Below are 18,302 nucleotides of genomic sequence, written 5' to 3' on the forward strand. Positions count from 1 at the left end.
GTTTTTTTGGTGTACCTTATTTGGTATCAACTTTTGCACCAGTTTCCTCCGGACTTTCGGTTTGGGCTTTTGCCATCTTCATTTGGGTGAAGCGAGGCTGCAGAATTTTCGCAATAAGCCCCGTCCAGCCGGTTTGGTGTGATGCTCCTACTCCACGACCATTGTCACCATGGAAGTATTCGTAAAACAGCATATAATCTTTAAAATTTTCATCTTCCTGAAATCTTGGATACTGCCCATTAAAAGGGCGTTTCCCGTTTTCATCCATTAAAAATATTTTTGCCAGACGCTTGCCAAGAAACTCCGCAATTTCATTCAAATTCAAATAGTTGCCACTTCCGGTGGGACATTCCACTTTAAAATCCGGACTGTAATAAAAGAAGAATCGCTGCAGACTTTCGATAATGAGAAAGTTGATGGGAAACCACACGGGACCGCGCCAGTTGCTGTTACCACCAAACATATAACTGTCACTCTCTGCCGGTTGGTATTTTACACAATATTCTGTTCCATCTAATTTCAGATAAAAAGGATCATCTTCATATTCTTTCGACAGCGCACGAACGCCATAATCACTCAGGAATTCTTTTTCGTTCAGCATTCTTTCCAATAGCTTTTTTAAACGGTGACCACGCAGAAGAGAAAGTAAATGTTTCGAATCATCACCTTTAACCTGCCAATGAGAAACCAATGAGGCCAGTTCAGGTTTGTTTTTAAGAACCCAGTCCATTCTTTCTTTGAACCGTGGCAAACACTCGAGCATCTCATCATCTATCACCTCCACTGCGAACATAGGAATGAGGCCCACAATCGTGCGAATTCGAAGAAACATATTGGTCCCGTCTTTTAAAGCGAGGGCATCATAAAAAAACTCATCTTCTTCATCCCAAAGCGAAAAATCATCTTCGCCCATATTGTCTAAAGCTTGCGCTATACTTAAGAAATGTTCAAAAAATTTGGTCGCCATTTCTTCATACACTTTATTGTATAATGCAAGTTCCATAGCGATACGCATCATATTTAAAGAGAACATAGCCATCCAGCTTGTAGCATCTGCCTGCTCTAAATGTTCTGAATTGGGTAAAGGTTCATTTCGGTCGAAGATCCCGATATTATCGAGTCCAAGAAAGCCACCTTCAAAAATATTATTGCCATTCACATCTTTTTTATTCACCCACCAGGTAAAATTCATCAATAATTTTTGAAAAACACCTTCCAGAAATTCCACATCAGGTTTGCCTTTTAAGACCTCATCAATTTTAAAAACGCGAAAGGCTGCCCAGGCGTGAACCGGTGGATTTACATCACTGAAATCCCATTCATACGCAGGCAACTGACCATTGGGATGCATAAACCATTCTAAAGTCAGCAGCTTCAATTGTTGTTTGGCAAAATCGGGATCGATGATCGAAAAGCTTATCGTATGAAAAGCAAGATCCCAAGTCGCAAACCACGGATATTCCCACTTGTCGGGCATTGAAATAATGTCGAAAGAGTTAAAATTTTTCCAATCGTAATTGCGTATGTCTTTTCGGGATCGAGGCGGACGAATTTGTGCCGGATCGCCTTTCAGCCATTTCTCAACATTATAATGATAAAACTGTTTACTCCAGAGCATTCCGGCAAAAGCCTGTCTCTGTACCAGTTTTTCATCGTCGGTATGAATTCCCTTTTGAAGATCTGTATAGAATTCATCGGCCTCTTTTTTTCTTTTCTCGAAAATATCCTCAAAATCGCGGAAGGGTTGTTCAAAATTCTGATCACTTAATCTAAACTCAAAAACTTTTGAACTATTGGCAGGAATCGTTTCATCAATAAAAAATGCAGCTTTTGTTCCTGTGTTTTCTGAATTTACCGCAGTTTCGTTTCCATGAATGATAAATTCATTGATTCCATCTTTGCAAAAGTCCTGTGCATCATTTGATTGATAAAGTCGCTGATTGTTTGTTTCATTGTCGCAAAACAATACAGATGAAGCATCTTTAGCATAAAAATTTTTAATCTTTAAATTCTTATGGTTAATGGTAATCTTAGTAGAATCAGAAGATTTGAGGGCGGGTTTATAATCATCATAACCCCAACTCCAAGTATTTCGAAACCAGAGGGTCGGCAAAAGAATTAAAGGTGCATCTTTAGTCGATCTATTGGTGACGGTGATTTTAATCAAAATATCCTCCGGTGAAGATTTTGCGTATTCAATAAAAATATCGAAATACTCATTTTGGTCAAAAATACCGGTATCGATCAACTCATATTCCGGATTTTTCTTTCCTGCGAGCGCATTTTTTTCAATTAAATCTTCATAGGGAAAAGCATTGTGCGGATATTTATAGAGCATTTTCATGTAAGAATGCGCAGGCGTATTATCGAGGTAATAATAATATTCCTTTACATCTTCACCGTGATTCCCCTGTTCATTAGTCAAACCAAAAAACCGTTCTTTCACCATTTTATCCTGTTTATTCCAAAGACCTAAAGAAAAAACAAGCAGCTGCTTATCATCACAAATTCCGCAAATTCCCTCTTCACCCCAGCGATACGTTTTTGCTTCCGCAGAATCGTGATTGGTATAATTCCAGGCGTCTCCGTTTGCACTGTAATCTTCACGCACCAATCCCCATTCTCGGTTGCTGACGTACGGTCCCCATTTTTTCCAGGTGATATGAGGTATTCTTTTACTTTCTTCAGACATAATGCGGACTGTTTGATTATTCGGTTTTATTGCAGCTATTTAGAAACTTGTTCGGGCGTTAACCTCCGGTGGAGAACGATTCGAAAGTGGTCATTCCACCATCGATAAAAATACTGGCACCGGTAATATAATCGGAAAGATCACTTGCCAGAAAAACGGCAAGAGTACCGATATCCTGTGGCTGACCAATACGGTTGTAAGGAATTAATTTCAGCAGAGCATTTAATTCTTCCCCTGTTTCCCAGGCATTTTTATTAATAGGAGTTTGAATGGCGCCGGGACAAATGGAATTGACGCGAATTTTATGAGCGCCATATTCCTGAGCCAAAGTCTGCATCAACATTCTGATGGCACCTTTGCTGGAAGCATAATTGGCATGACCGGACCACGGAATTATTTCATGTACGGAAGAAATATGGATGATCTTTCCGCAGGCGACAGATTTTAAAGGATCAATTCCCCTTCTTAAAAATTCTTTTATAGCTTCTCGCGCGCATTAAAATTGCCCTGTGAGATTGACACCGATCACGGCGTTCCATTGGTCGATGGTCATTTCTGTCAGTTTCGCATCTTTCTGAATACCGGCGTTATTCACTAAAATATCTACCGTTCCCAATTGGGAAACTACCTGCGCAAACATCGCTATAACCTCCTCTTCTTTGGAAACGTCGCATTGGCAAATGATGCCTTTGCCACCATTGTCTGTGATTTCTTTGAGAACCGCAGCAGCCTTCGGTTGTGAGCTTTCATTTGGATAATTAATCACTACCGTGGCTCCCGATTCTGCCATTGATTTTGCAATTCCGGCTCCGATTCCGCTGGAAGAACCTGTAATAACAGCGACTTGGTTTTTTAGTGATATTTCCATAATGAAAGGTAATTATTTTAAAATTTAATCTTCAGCATTTGTAGATTAAATTTTAATTTTTAGAATATTCAGGAACCAACTTTGTCATTATTCTCTTTTCCCGGCATGAATAAGTTGATGTCAACTATTATTGAAAGGCGACGAGTTTTTACATATTTTCGACATGAATAATTTCAGGACCGTTTCAAAATAAGTTTTTCAAAGTAGAAGATCACGAGAAGAGCCTGTAGGAAAATCTCCGGGACCTAAAAATTTACCGTAATCATTTTAGTGATGATAGATATCTTCATATTTCACGCCTGCCTCAATTCTAACAGGCAATATATTTTCGACCGGAACAATCGGGCAATTATAATCGTAGGCGTTGTATGCGCAATACGGCTGATAACTTTTATTAAAATCCAGAACGATTTGATTTCCTTGTGGAATTTTTAAATCCATGTATTTTCCGCCTCCATACGTTTCTATTTCATTGGTCGCATCGCGAAAAGGAAGAAAGAGGAAATCCTTATATTTTGGATCCGTCATTAAAGATAAACTTTGATACAGTGTTAAAGACAATTCTTTGCCATCCAACATAAATTCTGCCTTTCCATATTCTCTGTAGCTTTTGGTTTTGCCCGAAGAGGTTGGAAGTTCGAAAGGAATTGCATTTTCGGTCTTAATGAATTTTGCGGTCACTCTGTATTTCAAATTGATAGGGAAAAATGGATGTTGTTTAAAGTTGGTCAAATTATCTCCACGCAATGGAGATTCCTTCGGGTTTTTATATTCTGCGTTAAGATCGCTCTGGAACTTTTTAATGTCAGAAATTATTTTACTCTGTGATTGTGAACCGCAGGAATTTAATAGCGTAAACAGGAGAATTACAATAAGAGATCTCATTTTTTAGGGTGTTTTTTTTTGATGGTTTTATAATAATTCTCCTCAGCTGAAAAATAAAAAGGAAAGTCGATATAATTTTGATCACGATACATTCCCAAATGCAGATAAAACGGGGTGTTACTTTTTTCCAGCTTCACTTTAATATTGAAAACATCAGCATAATCCTTTATATATGTTATTGTATGAACAGAAACTAACCGGTCAACGGTGATCTTTCCGTTTCTAAATGCTATATTTTCGCAGCTTTTCTCTAATGAATCTGCATTTAATCTTGCTTCAAATCTTTTTGAAATATTAAAACCTTTCAATTCTGAATAGTCTTTATTGTCACATTTTTCCAGATAAGTGGTCACAAAATTCATAGCGATATTTTTTCTTTCAGGACTTACTTTATTTAACGAAACACTTTTGTAATAGGAGTTACAGCTTCCCAACAAAATAGATAGTAAAAAGAGAATATAGATTTTTTTCATATTAAGTAATCGTTACACGGTAAACATCGGTGGCGTTTCTTTTAATATTTTTTACTAAAAAGCCGCCTTCCTGAGGAATAACTTCCTGAAGATCAAAACTTGTACATGCTTTTGGCAAACCGGAAAAAACAAGCGTAAACCAATAATCTTTCATCGGAGGAACTGCCGTCCAATAAGGGAAAAGGGAAATATTTTCATGATGAATGAGGGAACTTCTGTGTCCCAGGCTTTCATCAATTAAAAAAGTAGAGGACCAGATTCGAATCAGCATATCTGAAAAAGGGGTGCCCGGAAAACAGCAATGTACAATGACCTGCTTCTCCGTCTCCACTTGGGTTTGAAGCGCTTCTAAAAGTTCAGGCGAAATTTTGGGCTTTGCAATGGTTGACATTTTTCTCAGGACTTTCTTATAAGGGTTTTTACTTTAAATCAAACTTCTCCATCTTTCTTCCACTTATTAAAATTTGAAGAGGACGGAGAAGTTTGAGCAGTAATTCTTCAATGAGATCTAGTAATTTAACTGGAGTTTCTCTTTCGTATAATTTCTAATTTTCGCTGTAAGTTCGGGATTATCGGCAAGTTTTTGCCCGTATGTTGGGATCATTTCCAGAATTTTCTCCTTCCATTCATTTTCCACTTTCTCCGGAAAACATTTTTCTAACACCTGTAGCATTGCAAAAACAGCAGTAGAAGCGCCTGGCGAAGCACCTAAAAGAGAAGCTATTGTTCCACTTTCATTCACGACCACTTCGGTTCCAAATTCGAGTTTACCTCCTTTTTCATCATCTTTTTTGATGATCTGCACGCGTTGTCCTGCAACTTTTAATTCCCAGTCCTCTTCTTTTGCATCTTTCACAAATTCCCGCAAATGCTGAATTCGTTGATCCTTATTCATGGCAACCTGACGAATTAAATATTGTGTTAAAGGCAAATTATGCCACCATGCGCCAAATAAAGATCTGATGTTTTTAAAGTTGACACTTTCTGGTAAGTCAAGGTAACTTCCTTCTTTTAGAAATTTAGTGGAGAAACCTGCAAAGGGTCCAAACAGCAAGGCTTGTTTTCCATCGATTATTCTCAAATCCAAATGGGGAACACTCATCGGCGGAGCGTCTACAGTCGCCTGAGTATAAACTTTTGCCTGGTGTTGCGCGATCAATTCGGGATTATAGGAAACCAGCCACTCGCCGGATACGGGAAAACCTCCGTAACCTTCACTTTCCGGAATATCAGAACTGTCGAGCAGAGGCAGCGCATAACCACCGGCACCAATAAATACAAAATCTGCAGTCACCTCGTGTTTGCGGTGCTTCATACGGTCTTTCACTTTCAACTGCCATTTTCCATCATCTCTCGGATCGATGTCTTTCACGGCGTGATACAAAAAGACCTCTACGTTGGAATCATCTACAAGATAACGTCCCATTTTTCGTGTGAGTGTGCCGAAATTAACATCCGTTCCTAAATCCATTTTGGTGGCTGCCAAAACTTCATTCTCTTTTCTTTTGCTCATAATAAGCGGAATCCATTCGCGAAGTTTATCATGGTCCATGGTAAACTGCATTCCCTTAAAAAGTTCAGATTGGGTCATTTTTTCATGACGCTTTCTTAAAAACTCTGCATCACCCTCGCCAAAAACCAAACTCATGTGAGGACATGAATTAATAAATTTGTTGGGATGATCAATATAGTTTTTATCAACCAAATAAGACCAGAACTGTTTTGAAATTTCAAACTGTTCGGCAATTTTTTCAGCTTTGGAGATTTCGATGGAGCCATCTTCTTTTTGTGGCGTATAATTGAGTTCACAAAAAGCGGAATGTCCTGTACCAGCGTTATTCCAGGCAGCAGAGCTCTCGCGTGCAAAGCGTCCTAAACGCTCGAAAATAGCAATATTTAAAGAAGGATCGAGTTCATGAAGCATCGTTCCAAGTGTGGCACTCATGATTCCACCGCCAATTAAAACCACGTCGTAATGAGATTTTGGGATGGGATGATTGTTTGAAGGCATAATTTATTATTTAAGTGATACGAATTTCGGGAAAAGTTTTGTTTCAGGCCGTGTTCTCGCTGTTAAATTTAACTTAAAGTAAACCTAAAACAGATCTTAAAACGAAGGTTTATAAAGACGCTTTGTATTATCAAAATTTTCGCCACTCAGGTTCGAGAAATCTTTAAATAAATGATTGTAGCCATAGAAATTATCCATGAAAATGATTTTGTTTTCTACGTGTTTTTTCATTGAAGAATTTATCCTTTTGGGAGATTGTATAAATTTAAATCAAAGATGTTTTAATGATGTTAAAACATTTTTTCTACCTAAAGAATTATTGGTGATGTCCAGAAACGGGAATTACATAAAAATACACCGAAATAAAATGACAAAACGTACCCAATAAAACAAATAGATGAAAAATAGCATGATTGAACTTGAGTCGGTCAATACTGTACAAAACCGCACCTACCGTATAAGCAATTCCACCGCCAATAAGCCACGCAACTCCATTAAAATCAAGGGAATTTAAAAGACTCTTAAAACTGAAAATAATAAGCCAACCCATGGCGACATAAAGAAGAGTTGATAAAACATTGAATCTTCCGGTAAAGAAAATTTTAAAAATTATTCCTATTAAAGCGATGCTCCAAACAATAGAAAAAATGGTAAATCCTTCAGGACCATTAAGAGAAACCAATACAAACGGGGTATAACTTCCGGCAATTAAAACATAGATCGCGGCGTGATCAAAAATATTTAAGCGATACCTGAGTTTAGGCGTTTCTGAAAAATGATAGAGCGTGGAAGCCAGATAAAGCACAATCATACTCAGTCCAAAAATAGGAAAACTGATGAGTACCCAGATATTTCCCAAAGCAATGGCTTTAAAAACAAGTAAGATTAAGGCAACAACGCTCAACAATAACCCAGCAAAATGAGACCAAATATTCAACTGTTCTTCCAGTTTTGAATAGGTATGAATTTCATATTGCTTTGGAGGTTTCATCAGTTCAGTTGCAAGGTTAAATTTTTAAAGTTGGTTTCGGCACTCTCTTCCTGATACAATATTCTGTAAATCGCGTCAATAATCGGTGTCTTAATATTCTTATCTTTCGCTGTCTGATAAACTGAATCTGCAGCGTAGTAGCCTTCTGCAATCATGTTCATTGACTGAATAGCCGATTTCACGGTGTAACCTTTACCAATGAGATTTCCCAGGTTTCTGTTTCTGGAAAATAAGGAATAAGCAGTCACCAGTAGATCCCCAAGATAAGCACTGTCATTCACATCTCTAGGAACTTCATATACGGCTTCCAGAAAAACTTCCATCTCGCGAATGGCGTTCGAAACAAATACCGCAGTAAAGTTATCACCATATCCCAAACCACTGGAAATCCCGGCGCCGACAGCATAAATATTTTTCAGAATAGCACTGTATTCATTGCCTAAAATATCTTTGCTGGTATGAACATTTATAAAATCTGAAGAAAATAAATCTTTCATTTTCTTGGCAACCTCATCATCCGCAACCGCAATTGTTAAATAAGACAACCGTTCCATTCCAACTTCTTCAGCATGACAGGGACCTGCAATAACGGCCTGATTTCGGAAGCCGATTTTAAATTCGTCGCGCAGATAATTGCCAACCACATCGTTTACTTTTGGCACAATTCCTTTAATTGCAGATACAAAAATTTTATTTTCGTAGTTGCACGTCATTTTATCCATCGCATCGGAAAGATAAATAGATGGTGTTGCTAAAACCACAACTTCACAAGCTGAAACCAACTCATTAATATCGGTGGTTACTTTTAAATTTTTCACGTCAAAAGACACGGAAGTGAGGTACGTTGGATTATGACCCCGCAATTCGATGGCACCTTTTACAAATTCATTCCGTACACACCAATGCACCACTTTACAATTTTCTACCAGCATTTTCACAATCGCCGTGGCGAAACTTCCGCTACCTACTACTCCAACAGGAATTTCATGTTTCGGAATTTTCTTATCGGAATTTATCTTTTTTGTCATAGTTTAAAAACTTGGTTACTTTTCAGTAATTGGGGGACGTATAATCTTTCAGTACAAATATATTAAAGCTTTCTGAGATAGTAAAAACAATGTTTCTAATAAGTAGATCGGGTTTTAAAATACGAATCGTTAGAAAAAATCGTTTTTAATTATATTTTATAAATTTGCACCCTGATTTTTAAAATAAGAACTTACTCTAAATCATATGAAGAATTTTTTGAGCAGTAAAAAAAATATAAACCTGATTCTGGGAATATTAGCTTTCGTTATTTTCGCTCAGGCATTGTTGATCGGAAAACTATATGCGGAGAAAGATTACAAATCCTACCAGGTCAATTTGGTTCCCATTAAAACCGAGAAAGACAGCATAGATTATTTAAGTATGAAGAACGACCTGGCGTTAGTTGATCACACCGTGAGACAACTTAATTCTTTTCTGGCTTCTAAAAACTTAAGCGACGGAAAAATTGAAATGTTGGCGCAGGACAGTATTTCCAATGCCGTGTATCTTGCGAAACAAACCAATCGCTACAGTCAATACTTAATGGACCTTCATAATAAATTACAGCAAGTTCCCCTCGGAATTCCGACCGATGGCTACATTTCTTCCCAGTTTGGAAAACGCGTAAATCCAATTCCAACGAAAGTTATGATGGCTTCTATGTCCGCGCCAAAAGCAGAAGTTAAAATTGTAGAGGAAAAAGACAGTCTGGGAAATGTCATCAAAAAAACAATTCCGGCACCGGTAGTTTCACAAAACAATGCACCGGCTGAGAAAGATCAAATCCAGTTTCACAAAGGTTTAGACATCGGGGTTGCGTATGGCAGCGATGTTCGAAGTGCGGCTTCCGGAAAAGTTATTTTTGCGGGCGTAAAAGGAGGTTATGGAAACTGTGTGATTATTTCCCATGGCAACGGACTCGATACTTTATACGGCCATTTATCAACCATCATGGTCAAAGCAAATGATGTGGTTAAAGTAAACGATGTGATTGCAAAATCAGGTAATTCAGGTCGTTCAACCGGACCCCATCTTCACTATGAAGTTCATAAAAATAATACCCCGGTTAATCCGAAATTATTTATGAATTTGTAGTAAATAAATTTTTAAAATATTGACGCTTTTGAATTTATCAGGAGCGTTTTTTTTATGGAAAAATCTTTTCGGACAAACATATAACAGTTTAGGACCTTCACGGTTTATTTACTTAGTCAGAACGTTAAGCTGAAAAAATACTTTGCTGCATTCCTAAAAATGAACTTTTGAAGGAAGAACTTTTTTTCATTTTATTTAAATCCTTTGTTTAGAAAAAATTACTGAAATTTGCAGTTCGTCCAAAAAAATGAAGTTGAGTTATGAAACTATGTATTGCTGAAAAGCCAAGTGTTGCCCGTGATATTGCCAAAGTATTGGGGGCAGATACGCCCAAACAAGGCTATTTTGAAGGCAATGGCTATTGGGTAACCTGGACGTTTGGTCATCTCTGCACGCTCAAAGAACCGCACGATTACGGACCACATCTTAAATCCTGGAACCTTATCTTTCTTCCCATTATTCCTGATCCTTTCGGAATTAAACTTATTTCGAATCCCGGTGTAGAAAAACAATTTAAAATCATTGAAAAACTGGTCGCGGATTGTGAAGAAGTCATTAACTGTGGGGATGCGGGACAGGAAGGAGAAGTTATTCAAAGATGGGTTCTACACAAAGCTAAATGCAAAAAACCCATCAAAAGACTTTGGATTTCTTCCCTTACAGAAGCCGCAATTAAAGAAGGTTTTAACAATTTGAAACCGTCGAAAGATTATCAAAATCTTTATTTGGCAGGAAACGCGCGTGCCATTGGAGACTGGCTTTTAGGAATTAACGCCACCCGTTTATTTACCCGCAAATTCGGCGGAAATAAAAGTGTACTTTCTATAGGCCGTGTTCAAACTCCTACCCTCGCGATGCTTGTTCAGAGACAAAAAGAAATGGATGCCTTTAATACTGAAGATTATTGGGAACTGAAAACGAAATATCGGGACGTAGTTTTCAATGCCGCAATTGACCGCTTAAAAACGAAAGAAAAAGCCGAAAAAGGCCTGGAATATTTGAAACAGCATCCTTTTGAAATTATCTCTTTTGAAATTAAAGAAGGAAAAGAAAAAAATCCGCGCCTTTTTGATTTGACAGCTTTGCAAGTGGAAGCCAATAAAAAGTTCGGCTTTTCTGCAGAGCATACTCTAAAATATATTCAAAATTTATACGAGAAGAAACACACGACTTATCCAAGAGTAGATACCACTTACCTTTCCGAGAGTTTGCATCCCCAAATTCCCGCAATTTTACAGAGCATGAATTTCTATAAAGAATTTACAACTCCACTTTTGGCGCAACCAATTCCAAAATCCAAAGCTGTTTTTGATGATTCGAAAGTTACGGATCACCATGCGATTATTCCAACCGAGATCGCTCCTTCATCAAATTTAAGCAGAGAAGAAAAATTGATTTATGATTTGGTGGCAAAGCGATTTATTTCTGTTTTTTATCCGGAATGTAAAATTTCAAATACTTTGGTAGAAGGTCAGGTTGGAACAATTCCTTTTAAAACTACGGGCAGACAAATCCTGGAACCGGGTTGGCGGGAAGTTTATATTAAAGATAAAAAAGAGGATACCGAAAAGAAAGAAAAAGACGAAGAACAAACCATTCCCGAATTTAAAGTTGGGGAAAAAGGACCACACAAGCCTTTAATTCATCAGGGAAAAACCAGTCCGCCAAAACCGTACACCGAAGCAACTTTACTGCGTGCCATGGAAACCGCCGGTAAACAGGTTGATGATGAAGAACTGCGGGAAATGATGAAAAATAATGGAATTGGAAGACCTTCTACGCGAGCCAATATTATTGAAACTCTTTTCCGCAGGAAATATATTGAGCGAAAAAAGAAAAATATTTTTGCCACTTCTACCGGTGTAGAATTGATTGACACCATTCAGGATGAATTGTTGAAAAGCCCTGAATTAACGGGAGAATGGGAATCTAAACTGCGGAAAATTGAGCGTGGCGAATATGATGCTTCTCAGTTCAAAGAGGAATTGATCGAAATGGTGACTAATTTAACGAGAAGCGTCATCAACGAAAAAGCAAAAGTTATTTCTTTTCAGGAAGAAATTCAGCCAAAACAAAAGAAAGAAGCCACTCCCAGAAAAAATGTTGCCATTGTTTGGGAAGAAACAGATTGTCCGAAATGCAAAGAAAATAAACTGATGAAGGGAAAAACCGCCATTGGTTGTTCCAATTACAAAGGATGTGGTTTCAAAATTCCTTTTTTATTATTTGGAAAAAAGCTGACGGAAAAACAGATTCACGATCTTATTACAAAAGGTAAATCATCTAAATTAAAAGGATTTACAGAACATCCTGAAGGTTTATCTGAAGGGATTTTACGTGTGACAAATGATTTTCTGCTTGAACTTAAAATTGATTAGAGCCGTATTGGTGTCTTAAATTCAAGATAATAATCAGCTGATCAATTTTTATTAAAGTTAAAGTTCTTCAGATTTCTTTTAAAATTTTCTAGACGTTTTTGAATCCTAAGTTTGGTAAAAATTCAGTTTAATTGAAAATATTATCTTTGCAATCAATGGGATCAAATTAAAAATAACCCATTGATCAACAAAATTTTAATAAAAGGATGATCGTATCCTTGATAACACCCCCTTTATGACTATAGACAAAAATCACGTTGTAGCATTACATTACACTTTAAACGCGCTGGAAGACAACGGCGAAAAGACTTTCATCGAAAAAACAGATTTAGAAAACCCTTTTACCTTTTTATATGGTGTAGGAATGATGTTGCCTAAATTTGAAGAAGAAATTCAGGGAATGGCTGCAGGAGAAAAAAAATCTTTCACCATTACTCCGGAAGAAGGTTACGGTGCAAAAGTAGATAACGCAACTACGCAATTGCCCGTAGAAATGTTTGCACAATCTGGTATGCCACCTGTTGGTGCCATGTTACCTTTGCAGGATCCGGAAGGAAATCATTTAAATGCTGTTGTTTTGGAAGTAACTCCGGAAGCAGTAATTGTGGATCTCAACCATCCAATGGCGGGAAAAACTTTGCATTTCGATATCGAAGTTTCCTCTACAAGACCGGCAACCGAAGAAGAACTATCTCATGGTCACGCCCATGGCGTTGATGGTAATGAAGCACACTAAGAACATTTTTTCTTACAATTAAAAGCTACGATTTTCGTAGCTTTTTTTATTTGCGAATATTTATTGAAATACTGATATAAATAAATTTAATTGCCAGAGAGATTTTGAACATAAGTTTATGTAAAATTACTGTTTGTTCTTTACAAACTTTGTTCAACAAAATCTCGTATTTTTAGGTATGAAAAAAATATTTTATCTGGGTTTCGGAATTTTAATGATGATGAGCTGCAGCACTATGAAATACAAAGATGTGGTTTACGGAAAAACGAAAAGCAAAGAGGATCTGAAGCTGAATATCTTTGTGCCGAAGAATTCTGAAAATAAAAAACTCCCGGTTTTGATTTTCGTGCATGGCGGCAACTGGAACAGCGGCAATAAAGATCTATATGGTTTTTTCGGTCGGAACTTTGCAAAAAAAGATGTTGTTACGGTGATTCCTTCTTATACTTTGAGTCCAAAAGCGAATGTGGATGAAATGACGACCGAGATCGCATCAGCCGTAAAATGGGTTCAAAATAATATTTCTCAATACCACGGAGACGCAAAAAATCTATTTGTGACAGGACATTCTGCAGGAGCACAACTGGTTACCAACGCAGTTTTAAATCCGAAATTTGGCATTGATGAAAAATCGATTTCCGGAATAATTTTAAATGACGCAGCCGGAATTGATATGAAAGATTATCTGGAAAAAAATCCGCCAACAACAAAAGACGATTATATCACAACCTGGAGTACAGATCCGCAGAACTGGTATCAAGCCTCTCCTATTAATTTCCTGGATCAAAATTCGCCGCCTTTTTTAATATATGTCGGAACCAAAACCTATCCTTCAATCACCACGGCGAATGAACATTTTCTTAAAAAACTGAATGAATTTCAACCGGAGGTGAAGCCGATATTTTTGAAAAAGAAACACATACCGATGATCTTACAATATTTCTTTCCTTGGAGCGATCGGTTTGATGAAACAAAAAAATTCATGGATATAAACAGCAAATAGCAATCTATTTGTTTTATCTTTAGGTTAAATTTCAGCTTATGAAAGATAATCCCATTGGTTTTGTGCAAGGTTTACAAGATTCAATTATCAGCTATTGGAATAATTTAGTAGAATCTTTACCACGCATTATTTTCGCCCTGGTTATTTTAACCGCGTTTTATTACATTGCTCAATACCTTTCTAGAATAATCAAGAGAAGATTTCTAAATGCAGATCACGATCCACTTTTTGTGACTTTTCTAAGCAAGACCTCCAAGGTTGTGCTCATCATTATCGGCGTTATATTCGCCATGCAAACCATGGGTTTAATTTGTATTGCTAAAGGATTACTCGCCGGTGCCGGGATTTCGGCTTTTATTTTCGGCTTTGCCTTTAAAGAAATTGCGGAGAATTTTTTGGGTGGATTAATATTGGCTTTCAACAGACCCTTCAGTTTAAATGACACCATTCAGATTCGGGATTTTACGGGGCACGTTAAAGCTTTAAATTTCCGAACCACGCACATTAAAACCTTTGATGAGAAAGATGTTTTCTTGCCGAATTCTATCGTAGTTAAAGAGCCTGTAACCAATTTTACACGAGATGGTCAAATACCGTTAGACTTTGTGGTTGGGATCGCTTATGAGGATAATATTACAGAAGCAATTTCGCTGATTTTTAAAACCATCCAACCAACGGCTACCATGATCAAAGAAAAGGAACCCTTTACCGTCGTCGAAGAGTTGGCGACGAGTACTGTAAATCTTCGCACCTATTTCTGGGCAGATACTTTGAATTATAAAAAAGGCGTGCGAGAAATTAAAAGTGAAATCATTAGACTCGTAAAAGAAGTTTTGATGAAAGAAGGATTCTCCCTCCCATCTGATATCCAGGAAATCAAATGGTACGATCGTACAAAACCTTTCCCGATCGATATTTTATATGTATGTCCGTAACTTCCCATAATTCCGTATATTTGTTTGATAATTAAATAATTGAGATGAATATTTTTAGTTTTGGCGTAGAGTTTAGCAGTGAAGAGGATTGTATATCTCATTTCAAAGCAGAACGTGACAAAATTGGTGTTTCCTGCAAGTGCGGAAAAACTGATTTTTTTTGGATTAAAAGCAGATTAAGTTACGAGTGTAAATCTTGTAGAAAGCGAACTGCATTACGAAGTGGAACCATCATGGAGAATTCCAATTTGTCCTTTCTAGTTTGGTATAAAGCGATGTTTTTGATGAGTGCAACAAAAAAGGGATTTTCTGCTAAAGAAATGCAAAGGCAATTAGGTTTGAAGCGCTATGAGCCAGTTTGGGCCATGATGCACAAATTGAGAAAAGCAATGGGAAAACGAGATGAAAGATACACTTTAGAGGGCATGATTGAAATGGATGAAGGGTATTTTACAGTTGAATCTAGAGAACTGGAACAAGAGAAAGGGATTCGTGGAAGAGGTGCAGTTGGAAAGCAAAATGTTGCAGTGATGGCGGAATCTACGCCATTAGAAAATATAGAAACAGGAGAGACATCGAAATCTTGTAGATATTTTAAAGCAATAGTATTAGAAGATCATACAGCAGAGGGAATTAATGAGACTATTAAAGAATCTTTGGCAGAATCCAGCATAGTTTTTACAGATCAAAGCACGTCATATGTTGATATATCACAACTTGTAGAAATTCATATTTCAGAAAAATCTTCGAAAGAAACTACAAAAGATACTTTGCGTTGGGTTCACATATTTATCAGTAATGCGAAAAGGAATTTATTAGGAAATTACCACAAAATAAAACGCAAAAACCTTCAACTTTATCTAAATGAGTTTGTTTATAAGTTAAATCGGAGATATTTTGAAGATAAACTGTTCGATAGACTTGTGATAGCAAGCATTACAGGAGTATGATGAAAAACGGATATACATATATTTTAAATACGAAAGACGATTACCCGCCATTTGAACCGAAAAAATCCCTAGAATGAGTTTCAGCAAATGGATCCGAATTTATTACAACAAAACGATCGAGAGCATTGCTTTCTATCCTGCTATTATTGCCATAGGATTTCTTGGGTTGTCCTGGGGAATGTTGGAATTTGATTTTTCGGAGTACGGAAAACATATCAAATCTAATTTAAGCTGGCTGAGTTTGAAAGATGCCGGCACCGCCCGAACTATTATTTCAACGGTGGCAGGCACCATTATTTCACTTACCGTTTTCAGTTTTTCGATGGTGATGATTGTGTTGAATCAGGCAGCTTCGCAAATGAGCAACCGTGTTTTGAAAAGCATGATAGAAAACCGTTTTCAGTAGGTAATTCTGGGAATTTATATCGGCACCGTTGTTTATGCTTTATTTTTATTGAGCACGATTCGTGATATTTCCAGTGGTGTTTATGTGCCTGCGCTGAGTATTTATCTTCTCATTGTGCTTACGGTGAATGATCTTTTTCTGTTCATCTATTTCTTGAATTATGTTACCCAAACTGTAAAATACGAAACCGTAATCAATCGTGTGCGTTTCCAGACTTTTAAAACAATGGAACGCGATTTCGCTGAGATTCAGCCTTTATCACCAAGTTGGATTCAGGGAAGTTCCACCATTATTCCTGCACAGCGATCAGATTATTTTCAAGGTTTCAATGCCAAAAGATTACTGGAAATTTCAGAAAATAATGATGTTAAGATTCAATTTCTTTTTCCTGCAGGCCAGTTTCTTTTAGAAGGAACGCCTTGTATAAGAGTATACGGCAAGGAGAAATTGACGCCGAAACTTCTGAAAGACATTGCCGATTGTGCAGATTTTTTCACAGGCCAACCCATTGACCGAAACGCCGATTTTGGTTTTCGGCACCTTTCAGAGATTGCCATCAAAGCGCTCAGTCCGGGAATCAATGATCCGGGAACTGCGGTACTTGCATTGCATGCCCTATTTGCGCTTTTCGATTACAGGAAATACCATCAGTTGCCCCAATCGATTTTAAATAATAAAGATGAAATCTCCATATTTTCAGAAACTTCATCCTTTGAAAAATTATTTGATCAGTGTCTGGAACCGATTTGGAATTACGGAAAACAGGATCAATACATTCAGGCAACGTTTCTGGAAATGCTGCAACAACTAAAAAATAAAGATCATCAACACTTATATTTGAATTTATTTGAAGCGTGGATTCAAAAAATAAGAAGATAACAAATGAAGTTCGCAAGCAAATAAAATATTTTTTTTTAAGAACTGACTTTAAAAATACTAAATCAAAAAAATGTTCCAAAGCGAAAACTCACTTTGGAACATTTTTAATTAATTCAGTAGAAATGAAGTCTATTTTATTTTTGAAGTTTAGCCAAGAGCATTTCAGCCACTTTTTCTGAAGAAGCCGGGTTTTGACCCGTGATCAACAATCCGTCTTCAATTGCATATTCTTCAAAATCTCCTTTTTTGCTGTAGATTCCTCCGTTTTCTTTCAACATATCTTCAACTAAAAATGGAACAACATCGGTTAATTTCACCAACTCTTCTTCGGTATTGGTAAATCCGGTTACTTTTTTACCCTTTACTAAAGGTTCTCCATCCGTATTTTTCACATGTTTCAACGCTGCGGGAGCGTGACAAACGAAAGATACAGGTTTGTTAGAATTGTAGAAACTTTCGATCAGTTTTGCGGAAGTTTCGCTTTCTGCCAAATCCCATAAAGGTCCGTGACCGCCCGGATAAAATACGGCGTCGTAATCGTCAGATGAAACTTCAGAAAGTTTGTGCGTTTTGCTTAGTTTTTCCTGTAATTCTTTATCAGCTTTAAATCTTATAGTCGATTCTGTTTGATTTTCGGGTTTGTCGCTAGTTGGATCAATCGGTGGTTGACCGCCTTTTGGAGAAGCTAAAGTCACGTCAACTCCTTTATCAACTAAATAGTAATAAGGACTTGCGAATTCTTCAATCCAGAATCCAGTTTTTTCGCCGGTGTTTCCTAATTGATCGTGTGATGTTAAGACAAATAATATTTTCATATCTATTTTTTTTTAAGTGTTTATATTTTTAATAATTTAATGATTATTCATATTGAACAATGAAATTTTAACGCAAAGCCTCGCAATGGTTTCTTCAAAAAAATGCTGTTTTAAGTACTTCTTTAAAGTTCGCAAAGGCGTTTCACTTAGCAATGC

General features: G+C 37.1%; 15 protein-coding genes and 2 pseudogenes. 7 read left to right on the forward strand and 10 right to left on the reverse strand.

Annotated elements, in window-relative coordinates; genetic code table 11:
- Positions 1-16: 16 nt before the first annotated feature.
- From EIB73_RS04695 to EIB73_RS04730, 9 genes and pseudogenes are all read right to left on the reverse strand, one after another.
- Positions 17-2,692, reverse strand: a complete 2,676-nt coding sequence (locus tag EIB73_RS04695; protein WP_125023112.1) for an MGH1-like glycoside hydrolase domain-containing protein — start codon at positions 2,690-2,692, stop codon at positions 17-19.
- Between the two features lie 58 nt (positions 2,693-2,750).
- Positions 2,751-3,560, reverse strand: a pseudogene (locus EIB73_RS04700) (glucose 1-dehydrogenase).
- 267 nt (positions 3,561-3,827) lie between these two features.
- Positions 3,828-4,445, reverse strand: coding sequence for a DUF1684 domain-containing protein (locus tag EIB73_RS04705; RefSeq protein WP_125023114.1), 618 nt, complete (start codon positions 4,443-4,445; stop codon positions 3,828-3,830).
- The gene (locus tag EIB73_RS04710; protein WP_125023116.1) at positions 4,442-4,918 is read right to left on the reverse strand and encodes a hypothetical protein; all 477 of its coding nucleotides are present in this window, start codon (positions 4,916-4,918) and stop codon (positions 4,442-4,444) included. Before EIB73_RS04710 ends, EIB73_RS04705 begins: the two co-directional genes overlap by 4 nt.
- Before the next feature lies 1 nt (position 4,919).
- A complete protein-coding gene (locus EIB73_RS04715) occupies positions 4,920-5,309 on the reverse strand; it encodes a hypothetical protein (RefSeq protein ID WP_125023118.1) in 390 nt (129 codons plus the stop codon).
- A 117-nt stretch (positions 5,310-5,426) separates the two neighbouring features.
- Positions 5,427-6,929, reverse strand: a complete 1,503-nt coding sequence (mqo, locus tag EIB73_RS04720; RefSeq protein ID WP_125023120.1) for a malate dehydrogenase (quinone) — start codon at positions 6,927-6,929, stop codon at positions 5,427-5,429.
- Positions 6,930-7,025: 96 nt separating this feature from the next.
- The gene (locus tag EIB73_RS15280) at positions 7,026-7,160 is read right to left on the reverse strand and encodes a hypothetical protein (protein ID WP_262706720.1); all 135 of its coding nucleotides are present in this window, start codon (positions 7,158-7,160) and stop codon (positions 7,026-7,028) included.
- Between the two features lie 85 nt (positions 7,161-7,245).
- Positions 7,246-7,920 (reverse strand): PAQR family membrane homeostasis protein TrhA, encoded by a 675-nt coding sequence (gene trhA / locus EIB73_RS04725; RefSeq protein WP_125023123.1) that lies wholly within the window; start codon positions 7,918-7,920, stop codon positions 7,246-7,248.
- Positions 7,920-8,948 carry an NAD(P)H-dependent glycerol-3-phosphate dehydrogenase gene (locus tag EIB73_RS04730; protein WP_125023125.1) on the reverse strand — a complete coding sequence of 343 codons (1,029 nt, stop codon included), beginning with the start codon at positions 8,946-8,948 and terminating at the stop codon, positions 7,920-7,922. The genes trhA and EIB73_RS04730 overlap by 1 nt, the downstream gene beginning before the upstream one ends.
- A gap of 205 nt (positions 8,949-9,153) precedes the next feature.
- On the opposite strand from EIB73_RS04730, the gene EIB73_RS04735 reads away from it, so the two are divergent.
- The 7 genes and pseudogenes from EIB73_RS04735 to EIB73_RS04770 all read left to right on the forward strand — a co-directional run bounded on the left by EIB73_RS04735 (position 9,154) and on the right by EIB73_RS04770 (position 17,331).
- Positions 9,154-10,044, forward strand: coding sequence for a M23 family metallopeptidase (locus tag EIB73_RS04735; protein WP_125023127.1), 891 nt, complete (start codon positions 9,154-9,156; stop codon positions 10,042-10,044).
- Positions 10,045-10,304: 260 nt separating this feature from the next.
- Positions 10,305-12,422: a type IA DNA topoisomerase gene (locus tag EIB73_RS04740; RefSeq protein WP_125023129.1), complete on the forward strand. Its 2,118-nt coding sequence runs from the start codon at positions 10,305-10,307 to the stop codon at positions 12,420-12,422.
- 235 nt (positions 12,423-12,657) lie between these two features.
- Positions 12,658-13,158 (forward strand): FKBP-type peptidyl-prolyl cis-trans isomerase, encoded by a 501-nt coding sequence (locus EIB73_RS04745; protein ID WP_125023131.1) that lies wholly within the window; start codon positions 12,658-12,660, stop codon positions 13,156-13,158.
- 178 nt (positions 13,159-13,336) lie between these two features.
- A complete protein-coding gene (locus EIB73_RS04750; RefSeq protein ID WP_125023133.1) occupies positions 13,337-14,161 on the forward strand; it encodes an alpha/beta hydrolase in 825 nt (274 codons plus the stop codon).
- 38 nt (positions 14,162-14,199) lie between these two features.
- The gene (locus tag EIB73_RS04755) at positions 14,200-15,096 is read left to right on the forward strand and encodes a mechanosensitive ion channel family protein (protein ID WP_125023135.1); all 897 of its coding nucleotides are present in this window, start codon (positions 14,200-14,202) and stop codon (positions 15,094-15,096) included.
- 44 nt (positions 15,097-15,140) lie between these two features.
- A complete protein-coding gene (locus EIB73_RS04760) occupies positions 15,141-16,046 on the forward strand; it encodes an IS1595 family transposase (protein WP_125023137.1) in 906 nt (301 codons plus the stop codon).
- A gap of 178 nt (positions 16,047-16,224) precedes the next feature.
- A pseudogene (locus EIB73_RS04770) lies at positions 16,225-17,331 on the forward strand (DUF2254 domain-containing protein).
- A gap of 134 nt (positions 17,332-17,465) precedes the next feature.
- On the opposite strand, the gene EIB73_RS04775 reads toward EIB73_RS04770, so the two are convergent.
- Positions 17,466-18,146, reverse strand: coding sequence for a type 1 glutamine amidotransferase domain-containing protein (locus tag EIB73_RS04775; protein ID WP_125023143.1), 681 nt, complete (start codon positions 18,144-18,146; stop codon positions 17,466-17,468).
- Positions 18,147-18,302 lie beyond the last annotated feature (156 nt).

The sequence above is a fragment of the Kaistella carnis genome, from assembly GCF_003860585.1.
GTDB classification, from domain to species: Bacteria; Bacteroidota; Bacteroidia; order Flavobacteriales; family Weeksellaceae; genus Kaistella; species Kaistella carnis.

What these genes read in the sequence shown, in the direction of transcription:
- EIB73_RS04715 (WP_125023118.1), bottom strand. Translation starts at nt 5,309, where the DNA reads ATGTCAACCATTGCAAAGCCCAAAATTTCGCCTGAACTTTTAGAAGCG.
- EIB73_RS04755 (WP_125023135.1), top strand. Translation starts at nt 14,200, where the DNA reads ATGAAAGATAATCCCATTGGTTTTGTGCAAGGTTTACAAGATTCAATT.
- EIB73_RS04760 (WP_125023137.1), top strand. Translation starts at nt 15,141, where the DNA reads ATGAATATTTTTAGTTTTGGCGTAGAGTTTAGCAGTGAAGAGGATTGT.
- EIB73_RS04735 (WP_125023127.1), top strand. Translation starts at nt 9,154, where the DNA reads ATGAAGAATTTTTTGAGCAGTAAAAAAAATATAAACCTGATTCTGGGA.
- EIB73_RS04745 (WP_125023131.1), top strand. Translation starts at nt 12,658, where the DNA reads ATGACTATAGACAAAAATCACGTTGTAGCATTACATTACACTTTAAAC.
- trhA (WP_125023123.1), bottom strand. Translation starts at nt 7,920, where the DNA reads ATGAAACCTCCAAAGCAATATGAAATTCATACCTATTCAAAACTGGAA.
- EIB73_RS04710 (WP_125023116.1), bottom strand. Translation starts at nt 4,918, where the DNA reads ATGAAAAAAATCTATATTCTCTTTTTACTATCTATTTTGTTGGGAAGC.
- mqo (WP_125023120.1), bottom strand. Translation starts at nt 6,929, where the DNA reads ATGCCTTCAAACAATCATCCCATCCCAAAATCTCATTACGACGTGGTT.
- EIB73_RS04750 (WP_125023133.1), top strand. Translation starts at nt 13,337, where the DNA reads ATGAAAAAAATATTTTATCTGGGTTTCGGAATTTTAATGATGATGAGC.
- EIB73_RS04705 (WP_125023114.1), bottom strand. Translation starts at nt 4,445, where the DNA reads ATGAGATCTCTTATTGTAATTCTCCTGTTTACGCTATTAAATTCCTGC.
- EIB73_RS04740 (WP_125023129.1), top strand. Translation starts at nt 10,305, where the DNA reads ATGAAACTATGTATTGCTGAAAAGCCAAGTGTTGCCCGTGATATTGCC.
- EIB73_RS04730 (WP_125023125.1), bottom strand. Translation starts at nt 8,948, where the DNA reads ATGACAAAAAAGATAAATTCCGATAAGAAAATTCCGAAACATGAAATT.
- EIB73_RS15280 (WP_262706720.1), bottom strand. Translation starts at nt 7,160, where the DNA reads ATGAAAAAACACGTAGAAAACAAAATCATTTTCATGGATAATTTCTAT.
- EIB73_RS04775 (WP_125023143.1), bottom strand. Translation starts at nt 18,146, where the DNA reads ATGAAAATATTATTTGTCTTAACATCACACGATCAATTAGGAAACACC.
- EIB73_RS04695 (WP_125023112.1), bottom strand. Translation starts at nt 2,692, where the DNA reads ATGTCTGAAGAAAGTAAAAGAATACCTCATATCACCTGGAAAAAATGG.